The 14,821-nt window shown below is 44.3% G+C and carries 13 protein-coding genes; 6 read left to right on the forward strand and 7 right to left on the reverse strand.

Annotation, left to right across the window (positions count from 1 at the left end):
- Positions 1–92: 92 nt before the first annotated feature.
- Genes ACTTJ8_RS04145 through ispF form a run of 3 tightly spaced genes read left to right on the forward strand, consistent with a single transcriptional unit; the run spans position 93 to position 1,862 of the window.
- Positions 93–686, forward strand: coding sequence for a CarD family transcriptional regulator (locus ACTTJ8_RS04145; RefSeq protein WP_442715621.1), 594 nt, complete (start codon positions 93–95; stop codon positions 684–686).
- Entirely contained in the window at positions 622–1,389 is a 768-nt protein-coding gene (locus ACTTJ8_RS04150; RefSeq protein ID WP_442720389.1) for an IspD/TarI family cytidylyltransferase, read from the forward strand. Before ACTTJ8_RS04145 ends, ACTTJ8_RS04150 begins: the two co-directional genes overlap by 65 nt.
- Positions 1,386–1,862: a 2-C-methyl-D-erythritol 2,4-cyclodiphosphate synthase gene (ispF, locus tag ACTTJ8_RS04155; protein ID WP_442720390.1), complete on the forward strand. Its 477-nt coding sequence runs from the start codon at positions 1,386–1,388 to the stop codon at positions 1,860–1,862. Before ACTTJ8_RS04150 ends, ispF begins: the two co-directional genes overlap by 4 nt.
- 223 nt (positions 1,863–2,085) lie before the next feature.
- Here the strand turns inward: ispF and ACTTJ8_RS04160 are convergent, their stop codons facing one another.
- Entirely contained in the window at positions 2,086–5,325 is a 3,240-nt protein-coding gene (locus tag ACTTJ8_RS04160) for a SpiroCoCo family coiled-coil protein (RefSeq protein WP_442720391.1), read from the reverse strand.
- Between the two features lie 137 nt (positions 5,326–5,462).
- Entirely contained in the window at positions 5,463–6,170 is a 708-nt protein-coding gene (locus ACTTJ8_RS04165; protein WP_442718899.1) for an HAD family hydrolase, read from the reverse strand.
- Between the two features lie 105 nt (positions 6,171–6,275).
- Here ACTTJ8_RS04165 and metG point away from each other — a divergent pair, with 105 nt between their 5' ends.
- The 3 genes from metG to ACTTJ8_RS04180 all read left to right on the forward strand — a co-directional run bounded on the left by metG (position 6,276) and on the right by ACTTJ8_RS04180 (position 9,106).
- Complete coding sequence (metG, locus tag ACTTJ8_RS04170) at positions 6,276–6,626, forward strand: methionine--tRNA ligase subunit beta (protein ID WP_442715616.1); 351 nt, start codon at positions 6,276–6,278, stop codon at positions 6,624–6,626.
- Between the two features lie 19 nt (positions 6,627–6,645).
- On the forward strand, positions 6,646–7,233 hold the full coding sequence (locus ACTTJ8_RS04175; RefSeq protein ID WP_442720392.1) for an adenylate cyclase: 588 nt from the start codon (positions 6,646–6,648) through the stop codon (positions 7,231–7,233).
- A gap of 112 nt (positions 7,234–7,345) precedes the next feature.
- Positions 7,346–9,106, forward strand: a complete 1,761-nt coding sequence (locus ACTTJ8_RS04180; RefSeq protein WP_442715614.1) for an ATP-binding protein — start codon at positions 7,346–7,348, stop codon at positions 9,104–9,106.
- A gap of 10 nt (positions 9,107–9,116) precedes the next feature.
- Here ACTTJ8_RS04180 and ACTTJ8_RS04185 read toward each other — a convergent pair whose 3' ends face one another.
- The 5 genes from ACTTJ8_RS04185 to ACTTJ8_RS04205 form a co-directional block, all read right to left on the reverse strand.
- Positions 9,117–9,686 carry a hypothetical protein gene (locus ACTTJ8_RS04185; RefSeq protein ID WP_442715613.1) on the reverse strand — a complete coding sequence of 190 codons (570 nt, stop codon included), beginning with the start codon at positions 9,684–9,686 and terminating at the stop codon, positions 9,117–9,119.
- Positions 9,687–9,903: 217 nt separating this feature from the next.
- Complete coding sequence (locus ACTTJ8_RS04190) at positions 9,904–11,724, reverse strand: phosphoenolpyruvate carboxykinase (GTP) (RefSeq protein WP_442720393.1); 1,821 nt, start codon at positions 11,722–11,724, stop codon at positions 9,904–9,906.
- Positions 11,725–11,919: 195 nt separating this feature from the next.
- Positions 11,920–12,645, reverse strand: coding sequence for a LysM peptidoglycan-binding domain-containing protein (locus ACTTJ8_RS04195; protein ID WP_442719503.1), 726 nt, complete (start codon positions 12,643–12,645; stop codon positions 11,920–11,922).
- On the reverse strand, positions 12,642–14,036 hold the full coding sequence (locus tag ACTTJ8_RS04200) for a prolipoprotein diacylglyceryl transferase (RefSeq protein ID WP_442720394.1): 1,395 nt from the start codon (positions 14,034–14,036) through the stop codon (positions 12,642–12,644). Before ACTTJ8_RS04200 ends, ACTTJ8_RS04195 begins: the two co-directional genes overlap by 4 nt.
- Entirely contained in the window at positions 14,029–14,457 is a 429-nt protein-coding gene (locus ACTTJ8_RS04205; RefSeq protein WP_442715609.1) for a Fur family transcriptional regulator, read from the reverse strand. The genes ACTTJ8_RS04200 and ACTTJ8_RS04205 overlap by 8 nt, the downstream gene beginning before the upstream one ends.
- Positions 14,458–14,821: the final 364 nt, after the last annotated feature.

A 14,821-nucleotide genomic window follows, 5' to 3' on the forward strand; every position in this document is an offset into this window, starting at 1 on the left:
TTTGCGAGAGAAGTTTAAGGCAGTATCCGAGACGGTGCATGTTCATTTTTCTCCTTTGACCAAGACAGCTATTTGTAGTATAATCATAATCTATGGCTGAATGTTCATTTACAGTAAAAGAACGGGTAGTATATCCCGGGCAAGGCGTTGGCGAGATTGTCGAAATAACTGAGAAAAAGTTTAAAGATGAACTGCTCACCTATTATGTGATTTATTTCGAAGAATCGGATATGACAGTATTGGTTCCTGCTCAAAAATCTCAAGAGCTGGGTATTAGAACCATTGTTTCTGCTGAAGAGGCTGAAACGGCTCTCTCTTTTTTATCTGAAAAGTATGATCCTATTCCAACCGATTGGAAAATGCGCTATCAGATGAATCTTGATCTTTTTAAGACCGGAAGTATATTGGATAATGCGTCTATCGTACGTTCCTTGTATCATCGCAGCAAGATAAAAGAACTGCCTATTCAGGAACGGAAGCTCTATGATTCTGCGTACCGGATTTTTCATGATGAACTTTCCTATGCACTGCAAAAAACAAAATCGGAAATTGAAGCAATGATTCATTCCTATTTAGAGGTACTCAGTAAAAATGTGCCGATAGGGAAGCAAGAAACGATGAATGATGAAATGTACGGCGCTGATATGGGAGACATGGAAGAAGAAGAGTTTGATGACGATGAATAATGCTGTTTTGATAACAGCTGCCGGCAGCTCTCAGCGGTTTGGGGAAAAGAAGGAATATCTGAAGTTACCGGAGTATACGGAAACACAAACTACGGTGCTTTCTGCCAGTGTGTATGCCTTTGCTGTATCCGGGCTGTTCCGATCCTTTGTTATCACTGTTCCTGACGGGGATGAAGCTGTTGCGAACGCTGTGCTTTCACAAGACAGCAGATTAAGCGAGGTTTTACGCGGTATTCAACAGCATTTCTTTATTGTGAACGGCGGTACAACCCGGCAGGAATCCGTATACAAAGGGCTAACTGTATTAGCAGAAAAGGTTCCGGAGCCTCTTTCTTTTGTGCTGGTACATGACGGAGCACGCCCATGGGTTTCTCCTTACGTGATCGAACGTGTACTCAAGACAGCCGAACAGCGCGGTGCAGCCGTACCGGTAATCCCGGTTGTTGATACACAGAAAGAAGTGGATGCTGACGGCAGAATTATCCGTCATTTAGCCAGAGAACAGATTGCCGCGGTGCAGACACCGCAAGCCTTTCCGTTTGACCGGCTGCTTGCTGCACACCGCAAGGCTGAGCATGACGGCTGCACCTACACCGATGATAGTGAAATTTATGCAAAATACTGCGCAGCGGTATATACCTGTCCGGGGGCGCGGGAAAACAAAAAAATAACCTACCGAGAAGATTTGAAGAGGACTAGATGATACGAATAGGCTTAGGCTATGATCTCCATACACTGGTACCGGGTAGACCGCTCATGCTGGGTGGTGTCCATATTCCATTTGAAAAGGGCGAAGCGGGACATTCTGATGGAGATGTGCTGCTCCATGCGCTTGCAGATGCACTTTTAGGAGCTGCCTGTCTTGGGGACATTGGAGAGCTCTTTCCCCCGAATGATCCTCAGTGGAAGGATATGGCTTCCTCATTTTTACTCAAGACGGTCTGGGATAAGGTACGGGCTGCAGGCTGGACACTAGAGAACGCAGACTGTGTTATTACAATTCAGCAACCTAAAATCCTCCCGTACCGCCAAGCAATCCGCACTTCAATAGCTGACATTCTTGGTGTGCATATCGATCAAATCTTTGTAAAAGCCAAAACCGGCGAAGGCGTTGGCATAATCGGGAGCGGTGCGGCTGCCGCAGTGTGGTGTACCTGCCTTCTTTCCCGACCATAAAATAAAACGATAACTATAACGGAGCGGCGGAAGCACTACGAGGCGACGATCGCTACCTTGTGCTGTTCAACTTCGCAGCGGAAGCCCTGAATGCTGTCAAGTGCGTTGTGCCGCTCAGCTTTCATATCAAGACACCAGCGGTGAAACTCAAGGAACTCAAAAACCTTGCAGTGTTTGAGTTCCTTGCATTGTACTCCGTTGCCCGTTATCAGGCTGCCCGTGTTTATTTTTCCGCAAGTTCCAGAATCAGCTGTACTTCTCCCTGCGAAAGATTAAGGGCATTGGCAATAGCGTCCTGCGTCCATCCGCTCCTGAAGAGCTTGAGGACATTTTCACGGGTGCCGATTGCGGGCGCTCCATCTCCTTTGTTCATCGGGCGTTCCGCTTTTACCAGATCGGCAAGCAGTTTGAGTTGGTTTTCCGAATTTTTTGATATATCTTGCAAGCGTGTTTCAGTGCCGGCGAGCCACTCGCGTGCTGTATGGAGCTTTTCAATACGTACTTCCAATTCACCTAACAATTCGTCAATGGTATCAAGCTGCTGCCGTGCTTTTTCTGCTTTCTCCTGATTTGCTACGAGGTAATCAACCTTTTCCTGTATGGTTTGCAGCTCCGGCGGAAGCGCATAGAGCTTGCCCTGGACTGATTTAATATCTTTTTCCAAGGTTTTGAGGTCTTCAAATGCGGTGTCGATACTCTGAACGGTTTGATCCAGCACAACCCCTTTTTTCTCTAGCCGGTCATACCGGGTGTTTACATCCCCGATACTTTCTTCAATCCTCCGTATCTGCACTTGATAATGCTGTAAATCATCATTAACGGAAGCAAGCTCAATGATTTTTTTGTCCATAGAGTCGGAAAGGACGGTGAGCTTTGCAAAGTCGTTTTCCAGTATCTCGATATTTTTCCGCTCACCCATAAATCGTGCAATTTTTTGAGTCGCCTCTTCTTCCATGTGTGTAACTTTTTCGTACTTGAGATTCAGATCATCCATGGTGTTGCGGTAAATTTCGAAGCGGGTGATTTCGGCTTTGAGCTTTTCAATATTCTGTTCCAGATCGGCTTTCAGCTCATCCGCCCGGTCAAAAACACGTGTTTGTGCGATAAAGGCATTCTGACGCTTATCGATTTCTTCGATTGTTTCGGTCAACTGATCGGAATCGCGGCGTATTTTTTCAAAGAGATCATGCTGTGTTTCTTCGACTTCAGTACGCAGTCCATGTACCAGCTCCCTGATGCTGTCAAGGGAATGATTTGCTTCCCCGGTTGCATTATTGATCCGCTTATCCAATTCATTGGACAGCTGATCGGCATTACGTGTAAGGTTGTCGGTAATGGTATGTACCTGCGCAGCAAAATCGTTTTCCGCACCCTGCATCTTTTCCGCTAAATCATTGATTTTTTGCTGAATCTCTTTAAACGATTCATCATTTTTTACGCTGAAATCCTTATATGAGGAGGCATATTTTGCACTGATTCCTTCGATTGCTTGTTTTGTATGTGCGGTGAAATTTCCAAGTTTTTCATCGAGCATTGCCCGTGTATCAGAAAGCTGCTGATCAATCCGGGTCTTCCATGCTTCAAAATCGGATTTTGCCGTTTCAACCTGCGTGCTGGAATCCTGCTTGATAGTATCCATCCAATTTTTTATATCCTTGGTTGCCGTGTCTACCTCTGCATTTTGCTGCCGCACCGCTTCTTGCAGCTCCAGTTTCAGTTCGGCAAGTTCAGTGCGCATATAGGTTTGAGATTTTTCTTTGGTTTGATCCATCATGGTTTTAAACTGATTGCTATAAGCAACAAGGGCATCGTCGCTGGCTGCAAGCCGTTTTTGAATATTCTGTTCCAAACTTGCAATGTCGTCTTTGAACTTTGCGAAAATTCCCTTATATTCATCGGCTGTCTGTGCAAGCCGTACTTTTAGATCTTGCTTATAGGCATCTTCCAGGTCTTTGCGTGCAGATTCGCTTTCTGAGCCCATCAGTGTAAGCCGTTCCGTTACATCATTGCGTAACTTTTGAATATCACTGCTCAAAGCATCACTCTTGCGGGTCAGCTCGCTCGAAAAATCAGTTTCAAACAGACGGAGTTTTTCGGTAAGGGCTGTTTGCGCATCTTCACGTAACGCAGTCAGCTGTCCGGTTATCTCCTGCAGTCTGCCTGACAGTGCATTCGCCCGCTCGGAAAAATGCTTTTCAAATCCGTTATACTTTTCTTGCATTGTATAGGTATACTTACCGAAGTCCTGCAATATGCGGTCTTTCACCGACTCATGCGCCTTATCCATTTCTACGGAAAGCTTATCAATATCTGCAATAGATTTGTCAAACTTTTCGTAGTAGTATGTTGCTTGCTTCTTATACTCAGTAAATTTTGCATCGGCTGCTTGAGAAAGTGTTGTAATACTCTGTGCTGCCTTTACCGCTGTTTTTTCAAGGCGGGTGTTTAAGCCTGATTCAAACTCGGTAAGCCGGTTGTCAAGCTGCCTGTTAGTATGCTGTATATCCGATTCGGTACGGGCAAGCTCTTTTTCAAGGTTGCTGATCCGTTGGGTAAAGGCGATTTCTGCAGCGCTGAACTGAGAATGGAGGGCATCCTCAAGCTTTTTCGATTCATCCTGCCAATTCTGCCTAAATTTTTGCACGAGTGTTCTGCTTTCAGTCATAGAAGCAGTAATTTCTGAGCTGAGTGCTGCAGAGCGTTCTTCCAGTACCGCTTTATATTGCTGCAGCCGCGCTTCCGTCTGCGCTTGCAATTTGCTGAATGCCTCTTCATCTAGGTTTTGCGCCTTTTTTGTGGCTTCTGCAAAGGCTTTTTTATAGAGGTCATTGAGCTGAATAGACGTTACTTCAAGCAGTTCTTCGCTCTTTTTTTGCGCAGTAGAAACACGGTTCTCAAATGCGGCAATGGTATTGTTAAATCCTGCTGTAAGCTGCTCGCTGACGGATTGCAGCCGCTCTCTATTTTGCTTGTAGAAATTATCTTGAATTTCCGGTATGAGCTTTGAGATATTTCCTAATTCCGACCGAGCATCGGTGATTTTTTTTGCAAGAGAGTCCACAAAATCCGATTCTTTGCTGACACGTGCGAGGTTTTTTTCCGCTAAGGCTGTCATATCCATAACGGTTTTAATCGTTTGCTCGGCTCCGGCAACTGTTTTTTCTATCGCGTCGATTGAAGATGAACGGGAAGTCAGTACATCTGACTTTTTCATAAAGTCATTATAAATCGAATCGAGCTTGTTGACGGCTGCAATCGCCTGTGAAAGTTTTGCGTCTAGTTCTATTGCGGCATCGCGGAGATTCTGTGTCCGTTCGTTAACAAAGCCTTCTATTTCGTCCTTAACCCGATCCCCGTATTTTTTAGCTTTTTCAATTGACCGGTTATTTTTGTCGGTTTGTCTAAAAAAAAGAATCAGCATCAGCGATATAACAAGCGTTACCGCAGAGGTTAGCAGTTGCATTGACATTCTAAGTTCCACCCTTACTTAAAATTGAATTTGATTGTTGGGCATCTTCAAAAACGGCCGTTTTTAAAAATATCCTGTGATAACTGCGAGACTACCGGTACATCAGCATACGGGAGTGTCAGTCTTTGCTATTATAGCACATAGTGCAAAAATTGACGATAGTTTGAAAAGGAAATATCGGCATCTATTGTGTTTTTCTTAAGCGGAAAAAAGCGTGAAGTAAGACTATTTTGGATATATGCAGTCTTCATACCTACTGCAGCAGCGCCTGCAACATCGTATGCAACACTGTTTCCCACGTACAGGATCCGGTTACAGGAGGTGCCTAAGGCTTCGGCAAGCCTTAGAAAAGGAATATGCGAGGGTTTTAAAGCTCCAGTTGCTTCGGAATTGAGAGCTGCATCGCAGAGCGGCAGAATCCCCCATACATCCCCCTTTTGCTCCGGAGGAAAATCAGAGAGAATACCGATTTTAAATCCCGCTGCTTTAAGCTGTTTAACCGCTTCATACGCAAAAGGGTAGGGGTGTATTTTACTGAAAATGCGCTGCCAGCCGGTGTATACTTCTTCATCTAAAAATGCTCTCATAGCGCTGGGGTTGGTGTTAAGGTAGCTTGCAAGCAATTCGCTTTGCAGCGCAAAAAAATCCGGCAATGCTGTATTGGGATCCATCGTGCTGTGTTTATGTAAAAGACGGCGGGCTTTTCTAAAAGCTTCCATAAAACGGATATTACGCAGAAAAAACGGAATCAAGTGTACCGTCAATTTCCAGGAGGGATACAAGGTTCCGTCTATGTCAAAAGCGACTGCCTCTATATCCGGTATCTTACTCATAGTCATTTTTATAGTATACTATATCAAAAAGCTGCTGTCTATTAAAAATCTACGCCTGTTTGTAATGTCCGCTTGCAGTTTTCGTATGTTTCGCATATACTCCTAGACATTATGGATGAAAAAGAAACACAAATAATTACCTATGACGATTTTGCAAAATTGCAGTTAAAAACGGGTAAAGTTTTGGAGTGTGTGAAAGCTGAAAATGCTGAAAAGCTGTATATTTTGCAGGTTGATCTTGGAGAAGAAAAGCCGAGGCAAATTGTTTCAAGCTTAGTTGATTACTATAGCGCTGAGGCTTTAGTCGGAAAGGAAATTGTAGTCCTTGCAAACTTAAAGCCGGCAAAAATGCGCGGGCATCTATCTGAAGGTATGCTCCTTTGTGCGGAAACGCCGGATTCTTCAGTCTGTGTTCTTTTAAAAGCGGAAACATCAGTGCCATCCGGTACTTCAATTACTTAACAAATATGCAGTGCTGCCGATGCACGAAATTGAATTAAAGGCGCGGTTGGTGCAGCCGGAACAAACGGAACTGCTCTTGTCCCGGTTTGCAGATTTTGCTTTCTGCTGCAGAAAGTCAGACCAGTATTGGAGACTCGGCGGAAAAACGCTGAGGATTCGGTATGAGTACAAAGCCGGTGAAGAAAAGGTGTTGATAACGCACAAGCAAAAACGGTATACCGGTATGATAGAAACCAATAACGAACTTGAGTTTGAACTTGCCTCTTCTTCCGTACCGATTTTTACTGCAATGCTGGAGAGCATCGGCTTTACTCTGTCTGCTGAAAAACAAAAAGACACCAAGATTTTTATTCCCCATGCTGATCTCTTTACTGCAGAACTGCTCACTGATGTTCAAACTCTTTCCGTCGAGTTTTCTGTGATCAAGCCTATTGGAACCTTTTTAGAAATCGAAGTGCTGTATGCCGACGAAGAAGATGAAACACTGCAGAGTGTGCATATCCGTAATGCTCAGCTCATTTTTGATACGCTGCTAGCCGCCCTTGAAATCCCGCAGTCGGCTATTGAAACTCGTCCTTATAATGAACTACTCAAGTCTGCTCTGTAAACGTTCAAAGCAGCAAACGTATTTCTCCTGAATCGTTTTACTTTTTCTATTGTATTTTTCATTTTTTTTCTATATGGTAGTGGTGTCTTGAGAAAGGAGAGAGGTATAACGCATGGCTTCCGGAAAGAAACTGATCAAATACAACAGCGAGCTTATTCATGATCTGCCGCCATGGGCGCAGGAATTGGCAACAAAATACTGCACTGAAACGGTCAACCTCTATTTTGTACACGGTAATATTCGAGATTTTTTACCGCATAATAATAGAGCAAGCGCTCACTTTGTGTTTGTAAAAATTTGGGATTATATTTCGGAAGTTATTTTCGGTAATCAAGATATTATCGTATTTTATGATAAATCAAGCGGCGTGTCTTTTTGTCTCAAGGAGATGGAAGAGGCATATATTACAACTATGCACAGCCGCTATCCCGACATTCCTATCGAAGACTTTTATTCCCGGGATCCGGTAAAGGCTTTTGCCTATCTTGAACGGTATTTTGCCCTCAATATGGGGAATAAGCTGAGGATGGTACTGATTATCGATTATGCGGAAACGGTTATTCCGGCAGAGGAAATCGGTAATCTCGGTGATGTCGACCGGTACTGTCTTGTTACCTTAAACCGCTGGTCGCACGATCCGCAATTTACCAACGAAGATATTTCTATCGTGATGTTGACGGAAAACCTTGCCGATGTTAATTCCCGGCTCGTTGCTTCGCCCTCCACAGTCAAAGTTACTATTCCGCTACCGTCGGAAGCTATCCGTATTCATTTTTTAACCTACTTACAGAATAAGGGTGAGTTATTGCTGGAGCGCACACTGAATGCCGAACGGGTAGGGAAGTTGACATCGGGGCTTAACCTGTTGAATCTTAATCAGCTTGCAAAAGAATCATATAATGAGGATATTCCGATCAGTCAGGAATATCTGCGGAAGAAAAAGCAGGAAATTATCGAAAATGAAGCGGGCGGTTTATTGGAATTTTTGGAAACCGAGCATGATCTTTCATTTATTGCAGGACATGATTTTGTTAAAAAACGCTTTAAGCTTATGGCTAAGGCGCTGAAGCAGGGGCGTACTGATGTATTGCCGATGGGCTATCTTATTTCCGGTCCGATCGGTACGGGAAAATCCTTTTTAGTCTCTGCTTTTGCCAGTGAAATCGGAATTCCGATGGTACGGCTTAAAAATTTTCATACGCAGTGGCAGGGAACAACCGAATCAAACTTGGAAAAAGTACTCAATATTCTGCGGGCGATGGCACCTGTTGCTGTGATGATTGATGAAGCTGATGCTGTACTGGGAAACCGCAAGCTGCAAGATTCTGCCGGAACGTCGCGTGTATTTGCCCAAATTGCAAATTTTATGGGGAATACCGACTACCGCGGGAAGATCATTTGGTTCTTAATCACAAGCCGTCCTGATTTTTTACCGACAGACTTAAAACGGCAGGGACGTGCGGAAGAACACTTAGCGCTTTTCTATCCTGATTCCCTTGCAGAAAAGATCGAACTTTTTGAAACGCTGCAGCGTAAGCTCAAGATAAAAACAAAGGATGTTTCTTTTTCTTCCATTATTAACAAAAAATTAAAGTTTCCCATATCGGGAGCAGATATAGAAGCTATTCTTGTGCGTGCAAAAATGAGTGCTAGTATTGATAACCGCATGATGCTGACCACAGAAGATATTGAGCAAACTATTGATGATTTTATTTCGCCCTCCTATCCTTACGAGATAGAGTTACAAAATTTAGTTGCGGTGCTGGAATGCACCAGCAAAGAAATGCTGCCTAAGCAGTATCAGAATATGCAGCGTTCCAAACTGGTGAGTGAAATTCAGGAGCTTAAACAGCTTCTTGGTGAAAGCGTTTAGCAGTGATATCCTAGTTCCGTTCTTCAAGTGCAGGCCATGTCAGGACTTTTGAGCCAAGTTCTGCAATTTGCTTTGCAGCAATTTTTGAATCGCGGAGAGGAACTCCTGCTTCTTTATTTAAGGTTTGCTGAAAGAATAGTTCCATCGAGGCAAAAACATCCGGCAGCGGGTAAAACAGGAAGGCAAAGTTTACGCCGGTTGGTTTTACAACAGTGAAGGCGGATAAAGCTTCTTGCGGTTCTTTGCTAAAGATAATTTTAGACTGGTTTTTAGCAACAATGATATTGGAGTCTTTAAATCGGAGCGGTACTTGAAAATCCCGTTCGCGGCAATATGGTTCTACCGATTTGTGTGGATAATTTTCCGGCTCAACAAACAAAAAAATTTTTTTCCCATTTGTCTGAAAGGTGAGTCCATTACCGCCGAGATAAATATCTTTTAAGGTGGCATAGGATACAATCTCGTAGATACTATATGCAGAATCATCTCTAAAAAAAGACGACACAATATAGCCTTGATCCATTGGAAGTTTTTGCTTTGAATATGCTTCAAATAGATCCATTGCTCTCAGTACAGCCATACTATTCCTCCAAATAACAGATTTTCTGTCAAAGTCTGTAGAGTCGACCTGTTCGATAACTTCGTTTTCGAACAGGTCGACAAGTTCAAAATCGTACAAATGCACGATGCGTGAACATCGCATTTCAACGTAACCTAGTCAGAAACGAAAGTTTCCGACCAGGTTTAGTCTCTGCTTTACACGGGGAACTCTACAGTTTTGCTTTCAGTCGTTCATTTTATTGTAAACGCTTTTCCAGTGTTTCTAACGCTTCAGTAAGTTCTTTTGGTAACTTATTGCCGAACTTCGGATAATGATTTTCGCGGATATCCGCAATTTCTTTCTTCCATCCTTCAACATCTACCGAAAGGATTTCCTTCATTTGTTCTTTTGACACATCGAGCCCGTCGGTATTGATTGCCCCTTCTTTCGGCATCCATCCGATAGCTGTTTCAATAGCGTTGTCTTTACCATCGCAGCGGTCGAATATCCATGCGAGTACGCGGCTGTTATCTCCGTAGCCCGGCCAAATAAAGTTATCATCGGCATCCTTGCGGAACCAGTTGACATAGAAAATTTTTGGTAATTTATCAGCTGATGTTTTTTTCCCGATGTTGATCCAGTGCTGGAAATAGTCACCCATGTGGTAACCGCAGAAGGGAAGCATTGCAAACGGATCACGGCGGATGCTGCCTACTTTGAGGTCAAGGGCTGCTGCAGTAATTTCAGAGCCGACGATTGAACCGAGGAAGACCCCATGGTTCCAGTCACGGGATTGGTGAACAAGCGGGATGGTGCTAGGCCGCCGTCCGCCGAATAAGAATGCAGAAATCGGTACGCCGTTCGGGTCTTCCCACTCATTTGCGATTGCAGGGCACTGCTTTGCCGGAGCGGTAAAGCGTGCGTTCGGGTGAGCAAATTCTTCACCTTTCGGACTCTTATCTTTAGGCAGTGCATCCCGTGTTTTGCCTTTCCAATCTACCAGCTTACCCTTCGCAGGATATCCGATCTGTTCCCACCAAATATCTCCGTCTTCGGTTAGGGCGCAGTTTGTAAAGATAGTATTTTCTTTGACGGATTCCATTGCATTCTTATTTGAATGTTCTGAAGTACCCGGCGCTACACCGAAAAAACCTGCTTCCGGGTTAATAGCATAGAGCCGTCCGTCTTTACCGAACTTCATCCATGCAATGTCATCGCCAACGGTTTCAACCTTCCAGCCGGGAATGGTGGGGATAAGCATAGCAAGGTTTGTTTTACCGCACGCTGATGGGAATGCACCGGTGATATATTTCGATTTACCTTCAGGATTGGTGATCTTTAAGATAAGCATATGTTCTGCCAGCCAGCCTTCATCCCGTGCAAGGACGGAAGCAATGCGCAGTGCAAAACATTTTTTACCGAGCAGGGCATTTCCGCCGTACCCTGAGCCGTATGACCAGATGAGCCGTTCTTCAGGGAAGTGGGAAATATACTTGTGCTCAAGCGGGGCGCATGGCCAAACACCGTTATCGCTTTCTCCGGCAGCAAGAGGTTTTCCTACTGAATGGAGACAGGGAACAAAGACTCCATCGGTGCCGAGTACTTCCAAAACTTTGGTGCCGACACGGGTCATAATGTGCATGTTACAGACAACATATTCCGAGTCAGTAATTTCAATACCGATCTTTGCAATATCTGAACCAACCGGCCCCATTGAGAACGGAATGACGTAGAGGGTGCGCCCTTTCATACATCCCTTGTATAAATCTCCCATTGTTTTTTTCAGTTCGACGGGATCTGTCCAGTGGTTTGTAGGACCTGCATCTTCTTCTTTTTTAGACGCAATAAATGTCCGGCTTTCTACCCGGGCGACGTCGGAAGGATCGGAGCGGAACAAAAAACTGTTCCTTCGTTTTTTTAACGGAGTAGCCTGCTTGCTATCAACTAATTTTTTCATCAGTTGATCATATTCTGCTGTTGAACCATCACACACATACACCGCATCCGGGGTGCATAGAGCTGCTACTTCGTTCACCCAATTAAGGGCTTTTGTATGCTTGAGAGCATCTAATGTCATATTTTTCCTCCAAATATGCACGGCAGATACTTTATCGTAAAAGCGGTTCCATACCTGTCGTTATATCGTCTATTTAGTATCGATTTTATCATGGAACAGATCGAAACACAACGGAACTCGGTTCTTTCATAAACCTCCCATAAAATAGAAATAGTAGAAATTTTCTGAAAGAACTCCTCCATCACCTCCTGCTTTTTAACGTTTTGTTTTTTTTGCAGGCGGTAGTTTTTCGTATATTTCCCCCGGATCATACATACCGCTTCGTTTTTCACCGCGGATGCTGGGAATAGTCAATATTATATCCGGCTCAACCCAGTCAGGATTATTTGGATCGGGGAATTTATGTTTATTAGCTTCGTAGAGTTTCCGCCATTGATACGGATCATCATAAATAGCTCTATCTTTTGCAATATTCCATAAACAATCCCGTTCGCCGCGCCATGTACGGATACGGTATTGTGCAGGTAAGGTTGCAAACGAAGATTCATCCCCAGTTACTTCAGTTAAGGCATCCAATACTTTTTTAGCACATACAACGGCAACATCAAAGTCTTCGTTTTCAAATGCCGTATTTCCTGCTTGCAGCGCCTCTGTTGCAGACTTAAAGGCGTCAGGATATTTTGTTTCCGCCTTATTCTTTTTTGCCCATTTATAGCGGGTACGCGCCTTATTCATTGCCTGCTCGGCTTCAATACGGGCAAGCATGTATTGAATATAATCGGCTGATTTTTGGGCATATTCTTCTGCAAGCCGGGAATACTCGATTGAAGCATCATAGTCGCCTTCATCATAGGCACGCGTGGCTAATGACGAATAGGCGCGGCTCTTGCGCTGAAACTCATTATTGTCATACGACACTGCAAAAAGAGCTGCAGTACCCATTAAGAAAAATGCAATACAGAGGATAGCTGTTTTTTTCATTCTTGATCTCCTGTTACCGGTTGAGCGGGTGCTGTTTGTACAGGCACTTTCTCTACAGCTGTTTCAGTGTTTTGTTCGGCAGCGGCTGAATGAGCTGAGGATGCTGACCGCACTACAGTTTCTGTCCCCTGAGGTGCTTCCTCGGAAGTTTTAATAGGCTCAATGATCACTGCAGGCTGCGCGCTTACCGGAGCAGCAGACTCAGAAGAATCTGCTGGCGGCTCGGTATCGACCGGTTGACTATTCGTTGCATCCGGGTTCACTGCCGGGGTCTCCGACCTCTGAGTGTTCTGTGCCTCCGGTATCTGCTGTACGGTCGGAGTGTTTTGTTGTGGCGCTTCAGAGTCTGACTGTTTCTGCGATTGAGCGGGTGCGGGTGTTTGCACCGGTTCCGCCGGAGTATTGTGCTGCGAACTTTGTCCCGTCGGTTCTCTTTGAGCCGACGCTGCCGGAATAGCGCCGCTTTTGCGTGCGGCTGGCAGCTGTAAGGGTTCTACTTCAATCGGCTCTTCGGAAAATCCTTCGGCATTTTCCGGCAGCGGAGCTTCACGGTCGGCATCTTTTGCCAACTGACTGCTTGCTTCCTGCTGAGCTTTTGCCCGCTCCATTGCGTTCGTCGCTTGTTCCCGCTTAATCTTTACCTTTTCGTAAATATCGTCAAATTCCTGGGCTGCAGTCATGTAGCTGAGATATGCTTGTTCATATTTTTGACTACCCACCAACACACCTGCCTGACGGTAGCGGGTAAAGGTTTTGTTATAAGCATCTTTCATTGCATTTGCAGCTTTGAGCGAATCACACCGCTCTTTTGCTTCGTCAGCTTTTTTCTTTGCATCAGTTACAAGCGCTGCAAAACCGGCATTTGTAACTGATTCGTAACACCGGAGCGCTTCTTCTGAAGCCATAAAGGCAGCATTAGGATCGGTTTCATAGAGTTGCTTTATTTTTGTATCTAGCTCTTGAGCTTTATGATAGGTTTCAGCATCGTATGCGGATAAATCATGCTTATTGATTTTTGCTTTCAATGCATCAATTTGCGTTCTATTGATTAATGTCCGGTATTGAAGAATTGCCCGCTGTGCTTTTTCTTGAGCACCGTTGAAATCCTTTGCCTCATAACAGCTTCGCGCTTCGTCAGCAGCAGTATCAGCGGATTGAAATTCCGCAGGGTAGGCTTTATCGGCATTGACTTCTACAGCTTGTGCCCGCACTTTTGTCAGCTCATCTAATAATTTGACGGCATTTTCTTGCTCCGGAGTTATTTCCGGTTCTGCAGGCTGTACCGGTTGAGGTTCAGGCTGAGGTTCCGGTTGTGATTTACAAGCGCCGAACACCGCTAACACGGAACAAATACAGAGTATATACGCTATTTTCTTTAGTATTTTATTCATTAACAATATCCTCCTTAGTTCTTGCTTCTTCCCGAAGGCAGCCGGGACAAAGTCCAAAAAAATCAAACCGGTGCGAACTGATGCGGTATCCGCTTGCTGCTTCTGCTGCTTGCTCGCAGTGGGCATCAGCCGGCATAAAAGCATCGTCAACTCTGCCGCACCGGGTACAAATCACATGGTTATGCGCACGCATATCAGCATCAAAATGAGCAAATGTACCGTCAACAGTGATAACCTTAATCCTTTTTTGTTCAGCTAAAATATTCAGGTTGCGGTAGACAGTTCCTTGGCTGAGATGAGGAAAATCTTTTTTTAGCTTATCATAAAGCCATGCTGCCGTAGGATGCGTTTTTGTAGAACATAAAAGAGCAAAGAGCGCTTCCCGCTGTTTTGAATATTTATACGACAGTTTTTTTTCCATACCACCCTCTCATTTATCAAGCAACGGATACCGAAGCCCTCACCTATAGATCGGCTTTATGCGGTTCTTTCTTGATAGCGCTGTATCCGTTGCTTGTCGATATTACTATGTTAAAACCGATACTGTCAAGATTAAGAGTGATTACGGATAGGGATTCAGTATGAATAGACCTGTTTCAGAACCGAAAGTTTCCGAACAGGTTTAATGAAAAACAAGAAAGAATTAACTATACCTTACAAAACTCAAATTATATGCTATATTGTTATGCAGGTATGATCATGCAGCTCTGTTGTCTAATTTTTCGGAACACCTGCATGTATATGCATTGAAACATTTATGTCAAGAAGGAGTTGACAGTTATGAA

The organism is Treponema sp. (assembly GCF_052169735.1).
GTDB lineage: Bacteria > Spirochaetota > Spirochaetia > Treponematales > Treponemataceae > Treponema.

Coding starts and splice junctions, on each gene's coding strand:
- ACTTJ8_RS04145 (WP_442715621.1), top strand. CDS start 93: ATGGCTGAATGTTCATTTACAGTAAAAGAACGGGTAGTATATCCCGGG.
- ACTTJ8_RS04150 (WP_442720389.1), top strand. CDS start 622: ATGATGAAATGTACGGCGCTGATATGGGAGACATGGAAGAAGAAGAGT.
- ispF (WP_442720390.1), top strand. CDS start 1,386: ATGATACGAATAGGCTTAGGCTATGATCTCCATACACTGGTACCGGGT.
- ACTTJ8_RS04160 (WP_442720391.1), bottom strand. CDS start 5,325: ATGCAACTGCTAACCTCTGCGGTAACGCTTGTTATATCGCTGATGCTG.
- ACTTJ8_RS04165 (WP_442718899.1), bottom strand. CDS start 6,170: ATGACTATGAGTAAGATACCGGATATAGAGGCAGTCGCTTTTGACATA.
- metG (WP_442715616.1), top strand. CDS start 6,276: ATGGATGAAAAAGAAACACAAATAATTACCTATGACGATTTTGCAAAA.
- ACTTJ8_RS04175 (WP_442720392.1), top strand. CDS start 6,646: ATGCACGAAATTGAATTAAAGGCGCGGTTGGTGCAGCCGGAACAAACG.
- ACTTJ8_RS04180 (WP_442715614.1), top strand. CDS start 7,346: ATGGCTTCCGGAAAGAAACTGATCAAATACAACAGCGAGCTTATTCAT.
- ACTTJ8_RS04185 (WP_442715613.1), bottom strand. CDS start 9,686: ATGGCTGTACTGAGAGCAATGGATCTATTTGAAGCATATTCAAAGCAA.
- ACTTJ8_RS04190 (WP_442720393.1), bottom strand. CDS start 11,724: ATGACATTAGATGCTCTCAAGCATACAAAAGCCCTTAATTGGGTGAAC.
- ACTTJ8_RS04195 (WP_442719503.1), bottom strand. CDS start 12,645: ATGAAAAAAACAGCTATCCTCTGTATTGCATTTTTCTTAATGGGTACT.
- ACTTJ8_RS04200 (WP_442720394.1), bottom strand. CDS start 14,036: ATGAATAAAATACTAAAGAAAATAGCGTATATACTCTGTATTTGTTCC.
- ACTTJ8_RS04205 (WP_442715609.1), bottom strand. CDS start 14,457: ATGGAAAAAAAACTGTCGTATAAATATTCAAAACAGCGGGAAGCGCTC.